The sequence below is a fragment of the Phocaeicola sp. genome, assembly GCF_057861905.1.
In genome coordinates, this window is sequence record NZ_DBMACV010000063.1 from 1 (window position 1) to 20,482 (window position 20,482).

General features: G+C 45.9%; 22 protein-coding genes and 2 pseudogenes. 11 read left to right on the plus strand and 13 right to left on the minus strand.

Going from position 1 to position 20,482, the window contains the following annotated elements; translation table 11 throughout:
* Nucleotides 1-101: 101 nt before the first annotated feature.
* The 5 genes and pseudogenes from ACZM60_RS11475 to ACZM60_RS11495 all read right to left on the minus strand — a co-directional run.
* Nucleotides 102-557: pseudogene (locus tag ACZM60_RS11475) on the minus strand (TraG/VirB4 family ATPase); the annotation flags it as partial.
* A gap of 20 nt (nt 558-577) precedes the next feature.
* The gene (ltrA, locus tag ACZM60_RS11480) at nt 578-2,233 is read right to left on the minus strand and encodes a group II intron reverse transcriptase/maturase (RefSeq protein ID WP_349201236.1); all 1,656 of its coding nucleotides are present in this window, start codon (nt 2,231-2,233) and stop codon (nt 578-580) included.
* Between the two features lie 630 nt (nt 2,234-2,863).
* Nucleotides 2,864-4,888, minus strand: a pseudogene (locus tag ACZM60_RS11485) (TraG family conjugative transposon ATPase); the annotation flags it as partial.
* The gene (locus tag ACZM60_RS11490; protein ID WP_009276390.1) at nt 4,885-5,217 is read right to left on the minus strand and encodes a DUF4133 domain-containing protein; all 333 of its coding nucleotides are present in this window, start codon (nt 5,215-5,217) and stop codon (nt 4,885-4,887) included. The pseudogene ACZM60_RS11485 and the gene ACZM60_RS11490, both read right to left, overlap by 4 nt.
* A 1-nt stretch (nt 5,218) precedes the next feature.
* Nucleotides 5,219-5,515: a DUF4134 domain-containing protein gene (locus tag ACZM60_RS11495; protein ID WP_004310646.1), complete on the minus strand. Its 297-nt coding sequence runs from the start codon at nt 5,513-5,515 to the stop codon at nt 5,219-5,221.
* 411 nt (nt 5,516-5,926) lie between these two features.
* Here ACZM60_RS11495 and ACZM60_RS11500 point away from each other — a divergent pair, with 411 nt between their 5' ends.
* Nucleotides 5,927-6,442, plus strand: a complete 516-nt coding sequence (locus ACZM60_RS11500; protein ID WP_349201237.1) for an SLOG family protein — start codon at nt 5,927-5,929, stop codon at nt 6,440-6,442.
* Between the two features lie 27 nt (nt 6,443-6,469).
* Here ACZM60_RS11500 and ACZM60_RS11505 read toward each other — a convergent pair whose 3' ends face one another.
* From ACZM60_RS11505 to ACZM60_RS11525, 5 genes are all read right to left on the minus strand, one after another.
* A complete protein-coding gene (locus ACZM60_RS11505; protein WP_346998659.1) occupies nt 6,470-6,799 on the minus strand; it encodes a hypothetical protein in 330 nt (109 codons plus the stop codon).
* A 230-nt stretch (nt 6,800-7,029) separates the two neighbouring features.
* On the minus strand, nt 7,030-7,296 hold the full coding sequence (locus ACZM60_RS11510; protein WP_349201238.1) for a hypothetical protein: 267 nt from the start codon (nt 7,294-7,296) through the stop codon (nt 7,030-7,032).
* A gap of 2 nt (nt 7,297-7,298) precedes the next feature.
* A complete protein-coding gene (locus ACZM60_RS11515) occupies nt 7,299-8,087 on the minus strand; it encodes a DUF4122 family protein (protein WP_489521573.1) in 789 nt (262 codons plus the stop codon).
* A 2-nt stretch (nt 8,088-8,089) separates the two neighbouring features.
* Nucleotides 8,090-8,509, minus strand: coding sequence for a DUF3408 domain-containing protein (locus tag ACZM60_RS11520; RefSeq protein ID WP_258897676.1), 420 nt, complete (start codon nt 8,507-8,509; stop codon nt 8,090-8,092).
* Nucleotides 8,510-8,516: 7 nt separating this feature from the next.
* Nucleotides 8,517-9,269, minus strand: coding sequence for a ParA family protein (locus tag ACZM60_RS11525; RefSeq protein ID WP_349201241.1), 753 nt, complete (start codon nt 9,267-9,269; stop codon nt 8,517-8,519).
* 608 nt (nt 9,270-9,877) lie between these two features.
* On the opposite strand from ACZM60_RS11525, the gene mobA reads away from it, so the two are divergent.
* From mobA to ACZM60_RS11565, 8 genes are all read left to right on the plus strand, one after another.
* Nucleotides 9,878-10,336, plus strand: coding sequence for a conjugal transfer protein MobA (gene mobA, locus ACZM60_RS11530; RefSeq protein WP_195527987.1), 459 nt, complete (start codon nt 9,878-9,880; stop codon nt 10,334-10,336).
* A gap of 1 nt (nt 10,337) precedes the next feature.
* A complete protein-coding gene (mobB, locus tag ACZM60_RS11535) occupies nt 10,338-11,591 on the plus strand; it encodes a conjugal transfer protein MobB (RefSeq protein ID WP_349201242.1) in 1,254 nt (417 codons plus the stop codon).
* Between the two features lie 34 nt (nt 11,592-11,625).
* Nucleotides 11,626-13,653: a conjugal transfer protein MobC gene (mobC, locus tag ACZM60_RS11540; protein WP_349201243.1), complete on the plus strand. Its 2,028-nt coding sequence runs from the start codon at nt 11,626-11,628 to the stop codon at nt 13,651-13,653.
* Between the two features lie 223 nt (nt 13,654-13,876).
* On the plus strand, nt 13,877-14,413 hold the full coding sequence (locus tag ACZM60_RS11545) for a DUF4326 domain-containing protein (RefSeq protein ID WP_009276706.1): 537 nt from the start codon (nt 13,877-13,879) through the stop codon (nt 14,411-14,413).
* Nucleotides 14,414-14,437: 24 nt separating this feature from the next.
* Entirely contained in the window at nt 14,438-14,704 is a 267-nt protein-coding gene (locus ACZM60_RS11550) for a hypothetical protein (protein ID WP_195527985.1), read from the plus strand.
* Nucleotides 14,705-14,714: 10 nt separating this feature from the next.
* Nucleotides 14,715-14,969 (plus strand): DUF6926 domain-containing protein, encoded by a 255-nt coding sequence (locus ACZM60_RS11555; RefSeq protein ID WP_005644282.1) that lies wholly within the window; start codon nt 14,715-14,717, stop codon nt 14,967-14,969.
* An 11-nt stretch (nt 14,970-14,980) separates the two neighbouring features.
* Nucleotides 14,981-15,478 (plus strand): hypothetical protein, encoded by a 498-nt coding sequence (locus ACZM60_RS11560; protein WP_009276708.1) that lies wholly within the window; start codon nt 14,981-14,983, stop codon nt 15,476-15,478.
* An 11-nt stretch (nt 15,479-15,489) separates the two neighbouring features.
* Complete coding sequence (locus ACZM60_RS11565; RefSeq protein WP_005644280.1) at nt 15,490-15,780, plus strand: DUF4120 family protein; 291 nt, start codon at nt 15,490-15,492, stop codon at nt 15,778-15,780.
* A gap of 186 nt (nt 15,781-15,966) precedes the next feature.
* On the opposite strand, the gene ACZM60_RS11570 is transcribed toward ACZM60_RS11565, so the two are convergent.
* Complete coding sequence (locus ACZM60_RS11570) at nt 15,967-17,223, minus strand: ATP-binding protein (protein WP_005644277.1); 1,257 nt, start codon at nt 17,221-17,223, stop codon at nt 15,967-15,969.
* A gap of 646 nt (nt 17,224-17,869) precedes the next feature.
* Nucleotides 17,870-18,064 (minus strand): hypothetical protein, encoded by a 195-nt coding sequence (locus ACZM60_RS11575; RefSeq protein WP_008777809.1) that lies wholly within the window; start codon nt 18,062-18,064, stop codon nt 17,870-17,872.
* A gap of 105 nt (nt 18,065-18,169) precedes the next feature.
* Between ACZM60_RS11575 and ACZM60_RS11580 the strand changes: the two genes are divergently transcribed.
* A complete protein-coding gene (locus ACZM60_RS11580; protein ID WP_005644274.1) occupies nt 18,170-19,930 on the plus strand; it encodes a DUF3945 domain-containing protein in 1,761 nt (586 codons plus the stop codon).
* A gap of 42 nt (nt 19,931-19,972) precedes the next feature.
* The gene (locus ACZM60_RS11585; protein ID WP_489521574.1) at nt 19,973-20,239 is read left to right on the plus strand and encodes a DUF4099 domain-containing protein; all 267 of its coding nucleotides are present in this window, start codon (nt 19,973-19,975) and stop codon (nt 20,237-20,239) included.
* A 7-nt stretch (nt 20,240-20,246) separates the two neighbouring features.
* Here ACZM60_RS11585 and ACZM60_RS11590 read toward each other — a convergent pair whose 3' ends face one another.
* Nucleotides 20,247-20,393, minus strand: a complete 147-nt coding sequence (locus ACZM60_RS11590) for a hypothetical protein (RefSeq protein ID WP_489521575.1) — start codon at nt 20,391-20,393, stop codon at nt 20,247-20,249.
* Between the last annotated feature and the right edge of the window lie 89 nt (nt 20,394-20,482).

The following is a 20,482-nucleotide window of genomic DNA, read 5'->3' on the forward strand; positions in this document are numbered from 1 at the left end:
TGGGGTTTTCCCCTCCGGTTAGCGGTTGTTAATGGGCATTTTAAACACTTGCCCAGTCGCTTGCCAAAGCGACATTCGTCAAATTCCCTTTACGGGCGCACGACGTACTCCTCAAGTGAAACCTCCGTAGCATAGACTGCTGACTGTGAGCCTCCGAGACCAATCCACACTTCCTTGTACTTTCGGGAAGGATTGTTTGCCATGTTGATGGAAAGTATCTGCGCCCGCTCCTTGTCGGTCAGACCGAGCAAGGTCTGGATCTCATCGAACTTGTTCATATACTTGCGCTGGTCAAGGAGAATCTTACAGTCACTATTATTAATGATGGTGCCCTTGACAATCGGAGAAGAAATGATGTCCTCCACTTCCTGGGTCACGACCACGGCCTCGCCGAAAAACTTTCTGACGGTCTTGAAAAGATAGCGGATGTAATTGCTCATATTGGCGGATGCCAATGCCTTGCCGGGTAGGTCAGGGGCATTACTGCCCCTTTCCCCCCTCAGAACCGTACGTGAAAGTTTCCAATCATACGGCTCAAGCGGTGTTAAATTTCTATTCAATAGAAACCAGCTCATAGTTACATCTTTTTAGTTTGAATGACTTTTCTTCTACAACTGTCATGCAGCAGGAAATTTACTTTCTTGCCGTTGACTATTTGTTGGGAAGTTCCCCAAGGATGTTTCTTGTCTATGGGTTTACCACATACGGGACATAAATGGTTCTGTCTTTCCCACATGTACAGCAACGATTTTCTACCGTTGAGTGACTGTAGCATCTTGTAAGTCTTGCGCTTTTCAAAATACTCTGTCCATTCGGGGTCAAAGGGATTTGCTTCACCTTTTACCTTGACATATCGGGTAATCTTTGTGTCATACAGCCTTTTCAATGCAATCCTGTCATCAGTCTTGCCTTTCTTGAAGTTTGCCACGAAGCACCAGTTACGGTTTTTTACCCGTGTGAAGTATCGGTCGGCAATCCAATATTTGCCTTTCTTGGGGTGTCGTCTCTTGGCCCATTGCCATAACTTTTCAAATATCAGGTAGTCAGCTTTTCTGAATGTGTCAGAAGCCACACAATTCTTATAGTAGTTTACCCAGCCTGTTATCACAGGATTCAAGAGCCTTATAAGTGATTCCTGCTTGCTTCCTTTATTGGAATCAATGATTCCCCGGATTTTCTGCATGAATTTCTTCAGGCTCTTTTTGGATGGTTTAATTAGAAGTACTCCTTTGTATTTTCGGATATTGTACCCAAGAAAGTCAAATCCGTCATCAATGTGTGTAATCTTTGTTTTCTCTTCCGACAGGGTTAATCCCCTTTCTTTGAGAAAGTCCACTACTAACGGTTTGATTTCTTCCAAAGCTTCCTTGCTTCTACCCGTGATGATAAAATCATCCGCATAGCGTACAAGATGTACTTTGGGATAGTAGATCGTTTTCCTGTTTACAAATTTCTTGTGATACTTCTCTGCAAGCATAGTTTGCAGTCCGTCCAGTGTTATATTCGCAAGAGTTGGTGAAATGATACCGCCCTGTGGAGTACCCTCTTCCGTGGGGAATAGCTCCTTGTTGAAGACGAAACCGCATTTGAGCCATTTCCGCAGCATCACTTTATCCATAGGGATATTGTTCAGTAGCCATTCATGGCTGATGTGGTCGAAACAACCTTTGATGTCACCCTCCATAATCCATTCGGGAGAAGCTTTCTTTGCAAGGACACAAAAACATTGTTCCCTTGCATCTCCAGTACTTCTCTCTTTACGGAAACCGTAGGAATTACAGTCCGCAGTTGTTTCCGATACTGGTTCCAGCGCAAGCAGATACAAAGCCTGCATTGCCCTGTCTTTCATCGTTGGAATACCTAAAGGGCGTAACTTACCATTGCTCTTTTTGATATTGACCCTCTTTAATGGCTGGGGTTTGTAGCCTCCTCTTTTCAGTTCGCCGATTGCCTTGAATCTGGCTTTGGGAGTTGACCATTTTACCTTGTCAACGCCTGCGGTGTCACTGCCTCTGTTTGATGTAACACGTTTTACGGCTAAAGCCTTAGCGTAAAACGAGTGCGTTAGCACCCACTGCAAAGCTTTTACTCTGCCGTGTTTGCCAGCCTTTTGAGCTTTTACAATACGCGCTTGTAGCTTATTAACCGCCATTTCACACTTGTTCCAGTCTATGCTTTCCCAAGTGTTCCATTTCCGGTCAGTAGATGCACACGATGTTTGAATTTCGTTCATTTGCTTTTCTCCTTTCATAAGTTCCATAAGTTTCTTGTAAAACAACCACCATGCGGAAGTCTGCCCACTTTCGTGTGAGGTGATGTTTCAACCTCTATCCGTCCCGTTACAGGATGGCGTTCGCTTTTTCCACATTCCTCTGCCCGCACTCCATTCGGCTTCACTTACGGTCTGCTTACCTGCTGTTACACAGGAGAAGTACGGGTTTACCATGTTTCTTGTATATGACAAATGAATGGGTTAGAATCCGTCTATCCGCCGACAGTCTTTATATCCGTGTAATTCCATGCTGGAGGGAATTATCTGACTGCGTCCCTTTTGGGTTAGAGCCCAGTATCATTGGCGGCTCATTCGAAGTTACGACGTTTATCAACGGTTCACATTACATTATTCATACCATTCAGCCTAGCTCCCATGCCATTCGATACTAACGGCAGTTGTCATCCCCTCGCGGTTCAGACTTCTCCTTTAGGAAGGGCTACGTTGTTGGTTCTGTTGACGCACGAGTTCATTACTTAATGTCGCACGTTCCCATAGGCTACTGTTGACGGAACAACAGGTTTAATCATTCTATTTCCAACTCGTGGAATTGAACGTCAAACAATCATATACAAAACTTACATGTCACAGCCAGCACTCTTCGATAAGGATTATTTTCCGGGTACCTTTCAACTTGCGCATCTTGCTGATAAAAGTCTCCATGATGATGATGGTGACAATCGGAAGCAGCACTTTGTTATCGCGAATGTTGTCCAGCTCAAAAACGATGAAGCGTCTGTTCAGCAAGTCCAACTGCTTGTCGGAGTTGAGCAGGAAGTCATATTCACCGCCACGATAATAGGGTTCCAGCACATTCAGGAATCCCCACACGTCAAAATCCTTCTCACGGGTTCGCTTCTCTTTCAGGATATCCTGATACTCGTCACGGATAAACTCATAGAAGGTATCGAAGGAGGGTTTTATGCTGCTGTCCCTGCGGATTTTCTCCAGAAAGAGATTGACCGCATTGGATAGCGCCACCTCCTCGGCACGTGTCGGCGGCTCGTCGTCACGCTTCCACAGGGTAAGGATAAGCGTCTTGATGGATTCTTTCTTCTCGATATCGAAAATCCCGTCTTCCACGTAAAAAGGATTGAAAGCTATCGGATCTTTTTCTTCATAAGTAAAATAAATCCCGTCCTCGCCGTGTGTCCTGGCATGGATAAGGCTGCACAGTCCCTGATAGGAGTTTCCGGTATCCACCAACAGCACATGCGCACCCTGCTCGTAATACTGGCGTACCATGTGGTTGGTGAAAAAAGATTTCCCGCTGCCCGAAGGTCCGAGGATGAATTTGTTCCGGTTCGTGATTGTGCCGTTCTTCATCGGCAGGTCGGAAATATCCAGATGGACGGGTTTTCCGGTCAGGCGGTCCACCATACGGATGCCAAACGGGGAGAGCGAGTCCTTGTAGGAGGTTTCCCCGATGAACAGGCACAGGGCCTGCTCGATAAAGGTGTGGAAACTTTCCTCGGACGGGAAATCTCCGGCATTGCCGGGTATTGCCGCCCAGAAGAGGGTCGGCACATCCACCGTGTTGTGGCGCGGTTTGGCTTCCATCAACGCCAGCTGGCTGCCCACATCGTTCTTGATGCGCTTCAACTTTTCCCGGTCATCGCTCCATGCCATGACATTGCAGTGCGCACGGATGGAAACCAGCCCTTTGCTGTGTGCCTCGTTCAGGTACTCCTCAATCCATTCGCGGTTGATCTGGTTGGAACGGCTGTAACGGGAAAGCGAGTGCATGTTCCGTGCGGTCTGCTCGAATTTCCTGAGAATTTCAGCCGAATCATCAATGAAGAGATACTGGTTCACCACATGGTTGCAGGTAAGCAGGATGCCTATCGGTGCGGCAAAGGACAGCCGGCAGTCGCTCCGGTCTGTCGAGAGCCTTTCATACCGGCAATCGGTTGACACGTTCGACGGCAGGTCTTCCGGATCGGAAAGCGTATGAAGGCACAGGTAGTTGTCGCCCACCTTCATTTCTCCGGCACCGAGTGACAGATCCTGCAAGCAGGTAGCATCTTCCTGCGACATGGAAAAATACTTCTCGATGATGCCGGCGGAATTGTTGCTCCCGATGATCTCCTCATCCGTCAGGCGGATGATACGTAGCAGGCCGCTGTCGTTTACGATGCGTTCGAATTGTCCGCAGCACTCCATGAACCGGGTGACGGTTTCCTTGTCCTGCATTTCCTTGGGGATAATGAATCCCCTTGTAAGTGCATTGAAACTGCTGGTTGTCCGGCTGTGTTCCTTCGTGGTTTTCGTAAGGAACAGGTAACAGGTATGCTGCAAATACGGCCGCTCGTTGAAATGGCGTTCGAAACTGCGGCTCAGAAAGCTCAGGTCTTCCTTGCAGATATCCGGCTTATATCCCTCTTCGATGAAGAAGTCCTGCTTGTGTACGATGCTGTAGTTCGGCAAGACCTTTACCGCTTTTGCCCAGGTGGAGTGCATGGACTCGTACTCGGCACGTGTCAGCGTGAACAGTTCCGGCAGTTCCACCCGGTATGCCACGGTGATGTCCGCATCCTTGCTGATGATGCAGCCGTTCTCCACGGCCAACAGCGGAAACTTGCTTTCCAGCGTGGCTGTTTTCATTACGTTTTTCATGCTTTTCTGTTTTTAATGGTTGGAGAAAACAACCGGAGGAACTTTCTCCGGCTGATGATGTAGCGGGGATGGCTGCGCAGCGCATGGAGTTTCATAAGGCCCCATTCACCGTATTTCGAATTCATCCTGAAAGTGCCCCAGACCAGCACCGATGCGGAAACGACCCCGAAACCGATGCAGACCCACTGGTTGATACCTGCCATGTACATGACGACGAAGATTACGAACAACGCGAGCAATCCTCCCGCAAAGATGAACAGGTACTGGCTCTTGAGTCCCTTGAACTCCGGGCTGCGCCCAATCCCCTTGTTGACATTGAATTCCGCCATATTACAGGAAGAATGAGCGTAAGATGGTGGCAGCGACAATCAGGAAGATACACGCACCGAACCAGCTGGCGGCAGTCTTTGAGGTGTCCGGGTCGCCTGACGAGAACTTGGAATAGACCTTCACGCCTCCGATAAGGCCGATAACGGCACCGATGGCGTAAATCAACTTGGTGCCGGGATCGAAATACGAAGTGACCATATTGGTAGCTTCCGTAATTCCACCGATACCGTTGCCCTGGGCGGATGCCCCCATTGAAACCAGCAGCGTCATGGCTGCCAAAAAGAATCTTTTTTTCATGTGTCGAAACTTTTAATTAGTGAGACAAAAAAATCATTTCGACTGCGAATATATAGTACTTAATTTATTGATTTACAAACTGTACGACTTGTGACACCTTATGACATCACGTTACATCGGCAGGGAATTTTCAACCATTCAAAAAGAGTTTTCCCGGCAATATGAAACAGTAAAAACAGGATAAGGAGAAAGCGGCATTTCATTTCTTCCGGCAAAGGTAGCCCCGTGTCCTGAGAAGCCCGGCAAGGCGGCCCTGCGGGCTGGTTGCCGTGAAATAATCATCCTCGCTGCGCTTGCGGTATTTTTTCACGGCAAGCCTTGCGGATTCCGGACCGGGGCGGAAAAGCCTTCAGGAAATAAAATACCGTTCGGTTTGAATGGATATATGTAAAACAAAAAACAGAAGATAACATGGATACAAGAAACAATCAGACAGTGGCTTTCACGGGACACCGTAAGGAACGTATTCTGCAAGGGTTCGGAAACGATCCCCGGATACTTGCACAAATCAGGGAAGCTGTGGCTGGAATGGTAACAGAACTGTACGGGCAGGGATACAAGGAATACTACACCGGGATGGCCAGCGGATTTGATATGACTGCTGCGGAGGCTGTCTTGCAGGTCAGGGAGAGATACGAAGGTATCAAGCTCATAGCGGCAGTACCTTTTCGGAAACAGCCCTTGTGGTTTGAAGCGGAAGACCGGCTGTTGTATGCCCGTCTGTTGGAAAGGATGGACCGGGTGGTCATGGTTTCCGAGAATTACCACAAGGGATGTTACCTTCGCAGGGATGAATACATGGTGCGTAAAGCAGATACAGTTATAGCCTATTGGGATCTTGTGCCGAAAGGGGGAACATTCTACACGGTGAGCAAGGCGTTGGAAAGCGGCAAGCCGGTCATCAATCTTTATGAAAGGATGAAATAGCGGCTGTCTTTATTATATATACATTACCTATTCCTCAGAACCGGAAGAGAGGGCACGCTGTTTTCTCCGTTCCTCCTTCTTCGCTTTCTGTTGCTTCTTCTTGACCTCCATTTCAGCCATAATTTGCTTTAAGGGTTTGACCGTTTCCGGGTTTTCACGCTTGAACCGTTTGAAATAGATACTTTCAATGAACTGCGGAAGCGGGGCTTTCCATGCCTCCTGCTTGTGGTTGTCTATCTTGCCGAGCTTGTCGGGGTTCAGACCCAGTTCACGGGCCATCTGTACTTGCTTGTCTGAAAGACGGTGACGTTTCTGCGCCACCAGCCATTTTTCCAATATCGCTTTTGTCATTGCCATCGTTCATTTTTTTTGCAAAGATAGAATTTTTGCATTGATTTCTCTTAAATACCTGTTGGTCAACATTATCTTATAGTCCATAATATATAAGTGCCAATATTGGCAGAAATTTAATATGACGATGGAAACAAAAAGAGACAGTTTGGATATATAAATCTCCAAAAACAGGAAAAGGCACACCGATATCACATCGACATGCCTTCTGAAACTATGACAGCAAAAAGAAACAATTAAACGAATTCATTTATATCAAATGCCTCTGTCTGATTTTTTGTATTATCCATTGTTGGAGTATGTGAGTCATCACAAAACATACTATCAATAAGATTTCCTATCTTCTTTTTGATAGCGGCTTCTTTCCGCATAATTCTGATGATTTCTTCTTCAGATAGATAGATGCGTGGGGCACGAATTGCAGGATTTCTTTTTATGCCAAAAGATTCTGCTTCTGACTTCGGCATTGCTTGTTGTTTTTTGTTTTTCTCATTCGATTCCATATTTACATGTATTTATTCCAATCAATTCCAATCTGTTCCAAAGACTGTTTTGATGTCTCTTTTCCATTTGGCATATTTCCCTTGAGCAGTTTTTCCAATTGGCTTTGAGTACTCAATTCGGTTGAAAAGAACCTGAACAGGTCTGTATCCTGAAGTTGGTACAAGGTTTCGGCAGCATTTCGGATTTTCTTTCTGTCATCCGTCCCCGAAATAAGCACATCAGCGACATTGTCCAGTTCCTCAAAAGTCAATGCCCTTGAAAAATCCGGGTCAGGAACGCACCCGTCATTTGACATAAGTTCCCGTTTTTCCGATTCTGTCAGTCCTTTTTTGGGAGTAAAGTCATCAATCACGTCATCCGGATTTATATCCTCATCCTCCTCTATGGGTTCCTTTTTCATAGGCTCAGAACGTGTGGGAGTTTTTCTCGCCACTTCCGGGTCTTCAAGATAGACTATCTTCGTCTTGCCGATTACTTCATTGTACTCGTTCAGGGGATTCGACTGCGTTTCGGTATTCTTTTCATGCCCGACTTTAAGGATATCGTTCTCCGCTTGTGCGATCCATGCTTCAGCCTTGTCCAGTCTTGCCCTATACCGGGCTTTCCTTGCTTTTTCCGCCATCCGTTTTTTGCGTAATTTCCATAACCGGATACGTGCAATGCGCATATAACGAAGCTGATTGTTCCAGAATTTATAAACTTTCGGACTGAATATAAACATCCATACCTTATATAATATATAAGTTGCCGACACGGCTTTTACTGAAAAATAAATTAATGTTGTTTCCATGACTATTGAATTTTAGGAGGTGAAAAACGGTCTTTATACATTCGGGTGATTTCCTCAATGTTGAGTTCTATATGCTCGGCTATGATGTTACTGATATAGCTCGCAATACTTACTTCGGGAGCTATCACATTGAGATAATTCTTTATCTCGTCGTACAGCTTGCGGTTCAGGTACACCTGGATACGTCCGGGCATGGGGGTATTCACCAGATACTTTTGACGAAAGTTACTGTCACTTTCAGGCATATTGCAAGATTTGGAATTTTTCCGGGCAGTTTCTTTTTCCGTATCCTGCCTTTCATTGTTTCCCTCTTCCGGAACCTCAACCACTATGATATCTTCATTCTCGATGGCATCAGGAATGTCACCGACCATATACCCCCTGATTTTTTCTTCATTCACTTTTACAATTTTCTTTGCCATATCTCAATTACAGGTTAAATTTTACAATCAGTTCATTTGCCAGTTCCTGCAATCCGCTGCCTTTAAGCTGTCCTGCCGGCGGTGGAAGGAGCGAACAGCGGAAATAGGTGCGTGTCCGGGATGAGAGTTCCTTGTCATAGCGGCAGAGATCGGGAATCATTGAATCCAGAATTTTCAACCCCTGTTTCTTCATCAGTGCCATATAGTTGTCAAGCACCTCGGTGTTGCTTCTTTTCTTGACCTTGGTCCAGAACAGGAACACGTCTTTCAAGGGAATGTTCTTCCGGTTTTCCGCACACTTCATGACGCTTTTGGCAAAGACAAAACTGCTGTCCATGACAAAATTGTCAGCGGCAATGGGGGTCAATACATAATCCACATTGAAAATGGTCTGCAAAACGCCAGATATGTCCATAGATCCCGGCAGATCTATGAAAACGATATCAAAATCTGCTTTTGCCGCCAACTCTCCGGCCACCTGGCGTGCATTCTCCGGTTTTGCCTGCTTGATAGGATAAATCCTACATCCCCTGAGTCTCTGTTCCTCCAGCAACACCATGTACTTCTTGTTTATCTCCACCATCTCCATGTCCCGTTCCCTCAGATTGAACAGGCTACGCTGGGTGGAGTCACAATCAACGATGGCCACATTCTTGCCCATCGAATAATTCAGGAGACTGGCAAGCGTTATCAACATGGTACTTTTGCCGACCCCACCCTTTTGATTGCTGACCGCAACGAATAACGGATTCTTCTTCATAACTGAACTTTTTTAATGGTTTATTATACTATTGTTTTACTTGTCTGTTGTTTGCTTTGTGACATGGTTTGTTAGTGATACGGTTGCTTTGTGCTCACCAACCGGCAAACCGACCAACCGATAGTTTTCTGCCTTAACAAAGCAAGCATCCAATCATTGCCCGCCTGTTGCAACAAGTGCTTTCGCTAACCGGCAATACAACGGACAGTTACTTGACTATTGGTTTGTTTTACCGTTCACGCTGCAAATAAAAGGGTATTTTTTCATACCGTCACCATGTTTCGAGGGAGGTGACGATCTGTGTCACCATATGTCATCACGTTGCATATAACCCGCTATTTTACAGCAGGATAAACCGCAATAACTTTGCACCGACAACGGAACGGATACGGCTGCGAGGGTTTTCCGAAGCCGAAGAATGAGGCTGAAGGTCAAAACTCAATTTGACGAAGGAAAATTCATTACCAAGCGGTAATAGCAAGTTGTGTTTTGAGGCACCCGAAATAAATTCGGGCACTCAAAACAACTTGCCGCTCGCCCGACGGCTCGGGAGGGATTCACTCCAAAGTCGTGAATCCGGGACGGAAAATCAGAAACAGGAAACATCAATGCGTATGGAAGAAAACAGAAAGAAAAAATCGACAAAAGGTGTGGGGCGGAAGCCAAAATCCGACCCTGCCGTGCACCGTTATGTAGTACGGTTGAACTCGGAAGAGAACGGGCGTTTCAACATCCAGTTCCAGAAATCCGGATTGAAAGAGCATTCAAAATTTATCAAGGCGATGCTTTTCGGACACGAAATCAAGGTGGTTAAAATCGACAAGGCAACGATGGACTACTACATCCGCCTGACCAATTTCTACCACCAGTTCCAGGGTATCGGCAACAATTACAACCAGACGGTCAAGGCGGTCAAGACCAATTTCGGGGAAAAACGGGCATATGCCCTGCTCCGAAATCTAGAAAAGGCGACCATAGACCTGGTAGTGCTGAGCAAGCGGATTATTATGCTTACCCGCGAGTTTGAAGAAGCCTACCTTATCAAAAGGAAAAGGGAGGAAGGATGATATGGTGGCGAAAATCAACAGAGGCGTTTCCCTTTACGGGGCAATCGTCTATAACCAGCAGAAAGTGGATGATGCCACGGCACGTATCATTTACGGGAACCGCATGATTACCGATGTCACGGGCAATCCTGAACAGGTCATGCGGCAGACGATATGGGCGTTCGAGAATTACCTGCTTGCCAACAAGAACACGGAGAAGCCCGTACTGCACATCTCGTTAAACCCCTCATTGGATGACCGGCTGACAGACAGCCAATTTGCCGATCTCGCCAAAGAGTATATGCAGAAGATGGGATATGGCGACCAGCCCTACATCGTATATGTACACGAGGACATCAGCCGCAGGCACATCCATATCGTATCCACTTGCGTGAACGAGAAAGGGGAAAAGATTGACGATACCTACGAGTGGAACCGCTCGATGAAAGCCTGCCGGGAACTGGAACGGAAGTTCGGCCTGAAACAGGTGGAAGACAAGCGGAAGGAACTGCTGGAACCGTATCTCAAAAAAGCGGACTACCAAAGCGGTGACGTGAAGAAACAGGTATCCAATATCGTCAAGAGCGTATTCGGTACCTACCGTTACCAGTCTTTCGGAGAATACAGCGCGTTGCTTTCCTGTTTCAATATCGAGGCGAAGCAAGTGAAAGGCGAATTTGGTGAAGTACCCTATAACGGTATCGTCTATGCCATGACAGATGATACGGGAAAACCGGTATGCACACCCATCAAGTCTTCCCTTATCGGTAAACGCTACGGTTACGAAGGGTTGGAAAAACGTATCGGTTACAACGCCCGCGAGTATAAAGCAAAAAAATGGCAACCGAAGATACGGAACGAGATTGCCCTTGCCATGCACGGCTGCCGTGGCAACAGAGAGGAATTTGTCCGTCTGCTTGCCGACAAAGGCATAGACGCGCTGTTCCGTGAAAACGATGAAGGACGCATCTATGGAGCGACCTTCATCGACCACAAGAACCGCGAGGTCTATAACGGCTCCCGACTTGGCAAGGAGTTTTCGGCGAATGCCTTTGAACGGCTCTTTAATAATCCTGACAACATCCTCAATGTGGATGTCCACATGCCGGACATCGGTCTGCAAAGCGGATTCTCCTCCGATATGGAAAGCGCCATCGAACAGGCTTTCGGTATATTCGCCATGGAACAGAACGGTCCCGACCCACAGGAAGAGGCTCTTGCCCGAAGACTGCAACGTAAAAAGAAGAAGAAACGCCGCTCACGCGGAATTTCCTAATTACCGATTTTTCTAATATTAAAATTAGTTCATTATGCAACAGGAAGATGATTTGAGAGGACTGGCCAAAGTCATGGAATTCATGCGAGCTATCTCCATTGTGTTTATTGTCATTCACGTGTACTGGTTCTGCTACCGGTCATTTATGGATATGGGTATAAATATAGGTGTGGTCGACAGGATACTGCTCAATTTCCAACGGACGGCAGGACTGTTCAGCAACCTGCTTATAACGAAAGTATTTGCCGTCATATTCCTTGCCCTCTCATGCCTGGGTACCCAAGGAGTGAAAAATCAGGAGATGACATGGGGCAGGATATACGCCGCTTTCCTTTCGGGATTGGTGCTGTTTTTCATGAACTGGTGGATGCTTGACCTGCCATTCTGCCCGACGGCTAACGCTGTCATATATACGGTAACACTTACCGCAGGATATATCCTTCTCTTGATGTCGGGTATGTGGATCAGTCGTATGCTGAAACACAACCTTATGGAAGATGTCTTCAATACTGCCAACGAGAGTTTCATGCAGGAAACAAGGCTTATGGAGAACGAGTATTCCGTCAACTTGCCCACGAAGTTTGTCTATCAGGGCAAGGAATGGGACGGATGGATCAACGTTGTAAACGTTTTTCGTGCGTCCATCGTACTGGGAACGCCCGGTTCGGGGAAAAGCTATGCAGTGGTAAACAATTACATAAAACAGCAGATTGAGAAATCCTTTGCCATGTATATTTATGATTACAAATTTCCAGATTTGTCCGAGATTGCATACAACCATTTGCTTAAGCACAAGGAGCATTACAAGGTAAGACCGGAGTTCTATGTCATTAATTTTGACGATCCGAGGCGCAGCCACCGCTGTAATCCTATCAATCCCAAGTTCATGGCGGATATTTCCGATGCTTATGAAAGTGCCTACACGATAATGCTCAATTTGAACAAGACCTGGATACAGAAGCAGGGTGATTTTTTCGTGGAATCACCGATTATCCTGCTCGCGGCAATCATCTGGTATCTGCGAATTTACAAGGACGGCAAGTATTGTACCTTCCCTCACGCGATAGAATTCCTTAACAAGCCGTATGCTGATATTTTCACGATTCTCACCTCTTACCCGTCCCTCGAAAACTATCTTTCCCCCTTTATGGATGCCTGGCAGGGCGGAGCACAAGATCAGTTGCAGGGCCAGATAGCGAGTGCTAAAATCCCGCTTTCGAGGATGATTTCACCGCAGCTTTATTGGGTCATGACAGGCGATGACTTCACGTTGGATTTGAATAATCCTGAACATCCGAAAATCCTATGTGTGGGAAATAATCCGGACAGGCAGAATATCTACTCGGCGGCTCTCGGTCTGTATAATTCCCGTATAGTGAAACTGGTAAACAAGAAAGGACAGTTGAAATCCTCCATCATCATAGATGAGCTACCCACGATATATTTTCGGGGTATTGACAATCTGATAGCCACCGCCCGAAGCAACAAAGTGGCAGTCTGTCTCGGCTTCCAGGATTTCTCCCAGCTGACCCGTGACTACGGTGAAAAAGAGGCGAAGGTAATCCAAAATACGGTCGGCAATATATTCAGCGGCCAAGTGGTAGGTGAAACCGCAAAGAGCCTTTCCGAGCGGTTCGGTAAAATCCTGCAACAAAGGCAATCCATCTCCATCAACCGGCAGGATACATCCACCTCCATCAACACGCAGTTGGATTCTCTGATACCGGCATCCAAAATAGCCAATCTCTCGCAGGGAACATTCGTGGGCAGCGTGGCGGACAATTTCGGAGAAGAGATAGAACAGAAGATTTTCCATGCGCGGATTATTGTCGACAGTGAAAAAGTGGCGGCGGAAACAAAAGCCTACAAGAAGATACCCGTCATCAACGAGTTCAAGGACGAGGACGGCAACGACATCATGCAGCAACAGATAGACCGCAACTATTCACGCATCAAGGCTGACGTACTGCAGATCATTGAGGAAGAGATGGCAAGGATAGCCAATGATCCGGATCTGAAACACCTGATTCCGCAGAAGGAAGATGATAAAAAAGACGAATAGAACAAGTCCGCTTTTTTATTTCAGCCTGCAAAGGTAGTCCCGTGCCCGCCTGGATTGAGCAAGGCCAAGCCCTTACGGGTTTCCGCAAAAATCTTCCGCGCTCCGCTTGCGGTATTTTTCCGGAAAGCCTTGCACAATCCGGCACGGGACAGTGATGCAGGCAAGAAATAAAATATCGGCTCACGAGCCGGTGAATGTTTAACTGAATAAAAGAAATATGGCTATGGGCAGAACAAGAGTGGTCAATATCCGCAAGGAAACCTGTGACGTGTACATTGGCAGGGCTGGATATGGCAAGGACGGTTATTTCGGGAATCCGTTCAGACTGGAAGCAACGATGGCAAAAGGCAGTACGCTTGGCCGATACAGGAAATACTTTTATCATCGCCTGAGTACGGATAAAGAGTTCCGCAAGCGGATCGGGAATTTGCAGGGCAAGACATTGGGATGTTTCTGCAAACCGGATCCTTGTCATGGGGATATCATTAAAGAATACCTGGACTGGATGGCTGAAAATGCGAATGAAGCAATCGTCATCGGGCAAATCCATTGGAAAGGATGTGTCTATCCCGTCAGGGAAATAGATGCCGGCAACCATATATTCAGGGTGTCAGTGGAGAGCCTGCGGAATGAACTGGCAAACGATATGCGTAACGGTATATATGAGGCAATGGAAGCCAGCGAAGAGATTGACGGTTACTGTACGGATGAAGAGTTGTGTACGCTGTCAGATACCGATTTGTATAAAATGTATTGTTGAACGAATTATAATGACAAATGAATTATGAGGAAAAGAAGCAATTTCACACCGATGAATAGATTTCATGAGATTATCGACCATTACGGTCTGAAACTGATGGAAGTAGGTGTCAATCACCTGAGAATATTCTCCGAAGGACGGAAACTTTTTGATTATTATCCGCTCCGGATGAAACTCTTCGACTACCGGCAATGGCAACAGTTGACTTACCCGTCTCTCCTTGACGGTACGGACAAATGGGAAACGGAACTTGACGGCATCATCCAAAGACTGCTGGTATCACCGCAATAAACTTGAAAGTATGAAGGAAAACAATAATACACCGCTCGTTTGGAACAACATTCCCGAATGGGCGATTTTTGCATTGGAGTACGGCATTGAAGAAGAATTGTTCCTTACCGATGAAGACAAGGATCTGATAACCCGATTCATCGGTGAAAATTTTCCGAACGGATATACCATGTCGGTGGATTGGGAAGCATACAGAGAGTTTGATGCTTACCCGGCCTTTGGGAAACCATGTAAAACGTATGAAGTGACTTTTATAACAGCATAAACCGATTTGAAATGAAAAAGATAATATTGAGTGAATACAATGCCATCCCGGAAAATTACCGTGGAATCTGGACTGTAGAACGTTGGGACTTGCCAGATTGGGCGGAAATACGAGAAAAACATATCGGCAAGCGCACCATGATGGTCAATGACAATGGCACGTGCCTGTTGGTTGAAGGAATAGGCTTTGAAATCGTGGATGACAGTACATGGAAAAAGCCCGATGAAGTCAGACAGGAAATAGGAGGTCTTTATCTGAAGTTCTACAGTGAGCAAGGATGTGAACCTCATTATGCGGACTGTGTCATCAGATGGTGTGACACACTGGAAACAGTAGAAGTAAGGATCGCTTTGGCTATGGAATCCGACACGGAAAAGGATGACGAGATATTCTTCTACTGCAATAGTCTGGAAGACTTGAAATCATTGACGGACAAAGATGGGGAGGATTTTACTGTTGCCGGATGCCTCGATTTCGGAATATACGAAGAATTGCTACAAACAACTTAAAATTACCGGATATGAAAATCAAATGTCAGGAACACTACGACAAGGTGGCGGAATACGCCAAAAGTATTGGTGACACAACCTTTCAGAATTGCATTGAACGCCTCAAACAATGGGAGAAGAACTCTGGCGGCAGGTATGAAATTGAACTGTATTACGATTTCGCTCCGTATTCATTCGGATTTGCGGAAAGGACACCGGATGGAAGAAACGGCATTGTGGGTGGATTGCTCTATCACGGCAGACCGGATGAGTCTTTTGCCGTAATGATGGAACCATTTCACGGCTGGAGCATACATACATAAAATTTTTATACCACAAGTTAATCTGCAATTGCGTGAAAAACGGTGCAGGTAAAGTCAAAACTCCCTTTCTGATAAAACCACCCCTGTTACAGCTATTTGTAGCAGGGGTGGATTTATATTTTGGGTGCATTATGCACATTGTCCTTACTATTTTTACACACTATTATGCTACATATTATGGTGGATTCATAATAGATTTCCTTCTGTATCTTTAAGGAAATCTATTATATTAATGATTGATATGCCATCTGTATTCACATGAGAAGGGGTCAAACCTCCCACAATGACTATTTTAGGGAATCCATCTTTGATATGACGAAGGGAATTGGTTTCCTGGTCAATTTTTTCTTGAGTGGGCATATCAAGTGCTGATTGTATGTACACACGTTTATCCCCACTATTGCAAATGAAATCAACTTCCAGTAGTTTTCGCATTTTCTTTCCATCATCATTTGTTATTCTCACTTCCACTTGCCCTACATCAATCGAATACCCTCTGATACGCAGTTCGTTATATATGATATTTTCCATAAGATGCCCCCCATCAATTTGACGGTAATTCAGACGGGCATTACGTAGTCCGACATCTTCAAAATAATATTTTGAAGGCGTGTTGATGTAATGCTTTCCTTTGATGTCATATCGAATGGCTTTTTCCAACATAAAGGCATCTTGTAACATTCCAAGATAACTCTGTATGGTTGTATCTGAAATACTATGACCTTTTACGGACTTGAATGTATTTTCAAGGTTTGTCGGATTGGTCAGGCAGCCTATGTTGGAAGCAATAATATCTATAAGTTCACTCAAATCATCATCGTTCCTAATATTGTAACGCTCTTTTATATCGCGTATATAAGTTCCTTGAAACAAGGATTTTAGATAATTTTCTTTTTCTGTTTTCTTTGAAAAAGATACGACTTGTGGCATTCCTCCATAAATCATATAATCCTGTAGGGCAGAAAGTTCATTTGTGTACTGTCCTGCCTTGAGAAATTCCGAAAAACTCAGTGGATGGACTCTGATTTCATACCCTCGACCACGAAATTCTGTTTTTACATCACTGGACAACATTCGGCTATTGCTTCCAGTTACATATACGTCTGTATTTTTAATTTTCAGATAGCTGTTGAGTACATCTTCAAACTCAGGAACAAGTTGTATTTCATCCAATAGTATGTAATACATATCGTTATCTGTGATATGTCCATCGATGTGATCCAATAATCTGTCCGGCTCTCTGAGGTGTTTATTACGTCGGTCTTCCAAATCAACTTGAATAATGTGCTCTTCATTCACACCGTTTTCAAGTAATGATTGTTTGAATAATTCAAATAGAAGATAAGATTTTCCACAACGGCGTACACCGGTAATAATCTTAATCATTCCGTTGTGCATCACACTTCTTAGCTCTTGCAAATATTTATCCCTTGGTATAATCATGTTGCAAAAGTAGTGAAAATTATCAGTATTACGGTTATTCTATTGGAGAAAAATGGGTAAAAGACCAATTTTCTCCAATAGAAGGCGGATATAAGCGAATCCATGTTCATTATTTGCTCGCATTCATTAAAAATGAACATCCATAGATGAGTGAACAAAAACATTTTTTCATGTATTATCGTTCTGCAAGAGTAATCATTTTCTGATTACTTCTGCGAAATGATTGCAATTTTCTTGGGCTAAAGGTACATTTTTCCATATTTCTCTATAAAAATCCATCATAAGCCACGCTTCACTTGTCAAGTCCCTTTAAGAAGATAACTCGGAGGGACGATACCTTCTACGTTCAGGCCTGCGGTTTTCGGGCAAAAAATTCCCTTCGGTAATTTTTCATCCGAAAAAACGTTCCGGTATCGCCGTCCGAGTTGGAGAAACGTTCCGGGACTTAGCAAGCGAAGCGACCTACGACGCATAGGACAAAACCAAGATACAATCCGGCGGCGGTATTTTGCCGACACCTGATGTCCTAATGGATTATGCTGTCAACATCAACCGCACGTAAATTCTCATCCAGTCCTATGGAGTAACAGAAGGAAGCGGGGACTAAAGACAGCTCGCTCTCCACTCTGCATAATACAGTTTCTCTTTATCGGCTTCGTGTCGTTTGCGGCTTTTCCACCCTTTCCCATTTTCCCGTTCCGCCTTTTTTGTTTTTGGCTTTCCCTTCGCGTATTTCTCTCTCTTCTTTTATCGGACCCGGTACGTTTCTCACACTTTTATCCTTGATTCTTCCGTTTTTCCGCCTTGCGTTTTCTCCCTCTGCGGTGAAACGTGATGACATCCGATGAAACGGATAGTACAACGCATTGATACATAGTGATTTATCAAATTTATGACTATATATTTGCGGTGACAACAACAGTTATAAACCCTAAAAATTACAGTTATGGCAAAGAAAAATGTAAGGGACGAACCCCCAAAAACGCAAGTCACCGAGAACGCCCAGCTGAGCGACATCGTGTTTATCCTCGACAAGATGGAACTGCTTCTACAGGCAATATCCGACATCGACAAGAACGGCAGGTACAAGACGGTTTCGGCAGACAAAAAACACCGGAACTCTTTCCTGAAAATTGACCGATATGCCAGCATGTTCGAGAATTTCCTGAAGAACTTTTGGAGCCAGTTGAAAGACCCGACTCGTTTCGGCATCCTTTCCGTCAAGGAGAATGCGCTGGATAACCCGGAAGTCAGACAGGCAATCGAGGATCTTGCCGCAGGCAGAAAATCAGACGCGGTGGAGGAATTTCTAAAGAAATACGAGATTGTTCCCCGCTCCAAAGAAAACCAAAGTATAAACCATCAAAATCAAGAAGAAATGGCAAAAAAAACTGAGACACAGCAACAGGCCGCTCCGGAAACCGCGCAGCAGCCGAAATACCGCTACAATGAATCCATGATCAACTGGGAGGAACTGAAGAAATACGGGCTGTCCCGCGAGTATCTTCAGGAACGCGGACTCCTTGACCAGATGCTCAGGGGCTACAAGACCAACCAGGTCGTGCCCATCAGCATGAATTTCGGTTCTGCCGTATTGCGTACCGACGCACGGCTGTCACTCCAGCAGTCCGTGGGAGGTCCCATCGTGCTGGGCATCCACGGTATCCGGCAGAAACCCGAACTCGACCGCCCGTACTTCGGGCATATCTTCTCCGAGGAGGACAAGAAGAACCTGCTTGAAACAGGCAATATGGGACGTGTCGTGGAACTGAAAGGACGGGGCGGTGAATACATCCCCTCTTTTGTCAGCATTGACAAGCTCACCAATGAGGTGGTCGCCATGCGTGCGGAAAATGTCTTCATCCCGAAGGAGATTAAAGGCGTAAAGCTTACCGAGCAGGAGCAGAACGACCTGCGCGAAGGCAAGAAGGTGTTCATCGAGGGTATGATTTCCAACAACGGAAAGGAGTTTGACGCCCACATCCAGATCAACGCCGAGCGCAGGGGCATCGAATATATCTTCGATAACGACAAGCTCTTCAACCGCCAGTCATTGGGTGGCGTGGAACTGACCAAACAGCAGGTTGAAGACCTGAATGCCGGAAAGGCCATTTTCGTGGAGGGAATGGAGCGTAAGGACGGGGAGAGATTCTCCTCCTATGTCAAGCTGGACGAGGTGACAGGCAGGCCCGCCTATACCCGCTACAATCCCGACTCCCCGGAGGGCGCACGGGAAATTTATATCCCGAACGAGATCAATGGCGTGAAAATCACCGCCGAGGAGCAGCAACAACTACGGGAGGGCAGGACCATCTTCCTCAATGACATGGTGAACCGCAAGGGCGAGGAGTTCTCCTCGTTCATCAAGGCGGACCTGGAAACCGGACGGCTCAGTTATTCACGCACTCCGGACGGTTTCGAGCAGCGTGCGGAATTCAAGATTCCGGATAAGGTGTGGGATGTGGAGCTTACCCGCAAGCAGCGTTCCGACCTGCAGAGTGGCAAGGCTGTTTTGGTGGAGGGTATCAAGGGATATGACGGCAAGACCATCTCCCAGTATGTCAAGGCGAACTTCAACCAGGGCAGGCTGGACTTCTACAACGAGAACCCCGACCGCAAGCGTGACGCCTCGCAACGAAATGTCGTGGCTGAAACACAGAGGCAGGAACAGGGCAGCCGGAAATCCAAAGGCGCAAGTATAGCATGATGCGTGAATCAAATGAATGTGGAATCCTAAAAGAAAAGAAATATGGAAATGAACAAGGAAAACAACACGCCTTTCAAGGTAGAGGACGTAAACTGGGAGGAACTGGCAGGTATCGGCATATTGAAAGACGAGCTGGAAATGTCGGGAGAACTCGACACGTTGCTCAAGGGGGAGAAAACGAATGTGATACGGCTCAGCCTGGTGCTGCTTGGTGTGGACGTGGTGATGGACGCCACGCTACAGCTGGTGCGCAAGGACGGCGAACCGCTGCTCGAAATCCTCGGCATCAAACCCTTCGGACAACAGTAGCCCCTCCTTATATATAATATGTAAACTGAATGTATAACCGCCGTTTTCCGTTCCACCACACACCGGCAAGCGGGAAACGGCTTGACTTTATCCGAATCATGATAGCAATCATAGCAGAGAAGTTATCATAACTCGTGATAATTTTTCTTATCACAAGTAAATTATTATCCAAAGCTATAAGCTAATAGACTAAATAACCAACAGATAATCAATCAAACTCGTGATAATAATGTTCTGATAATA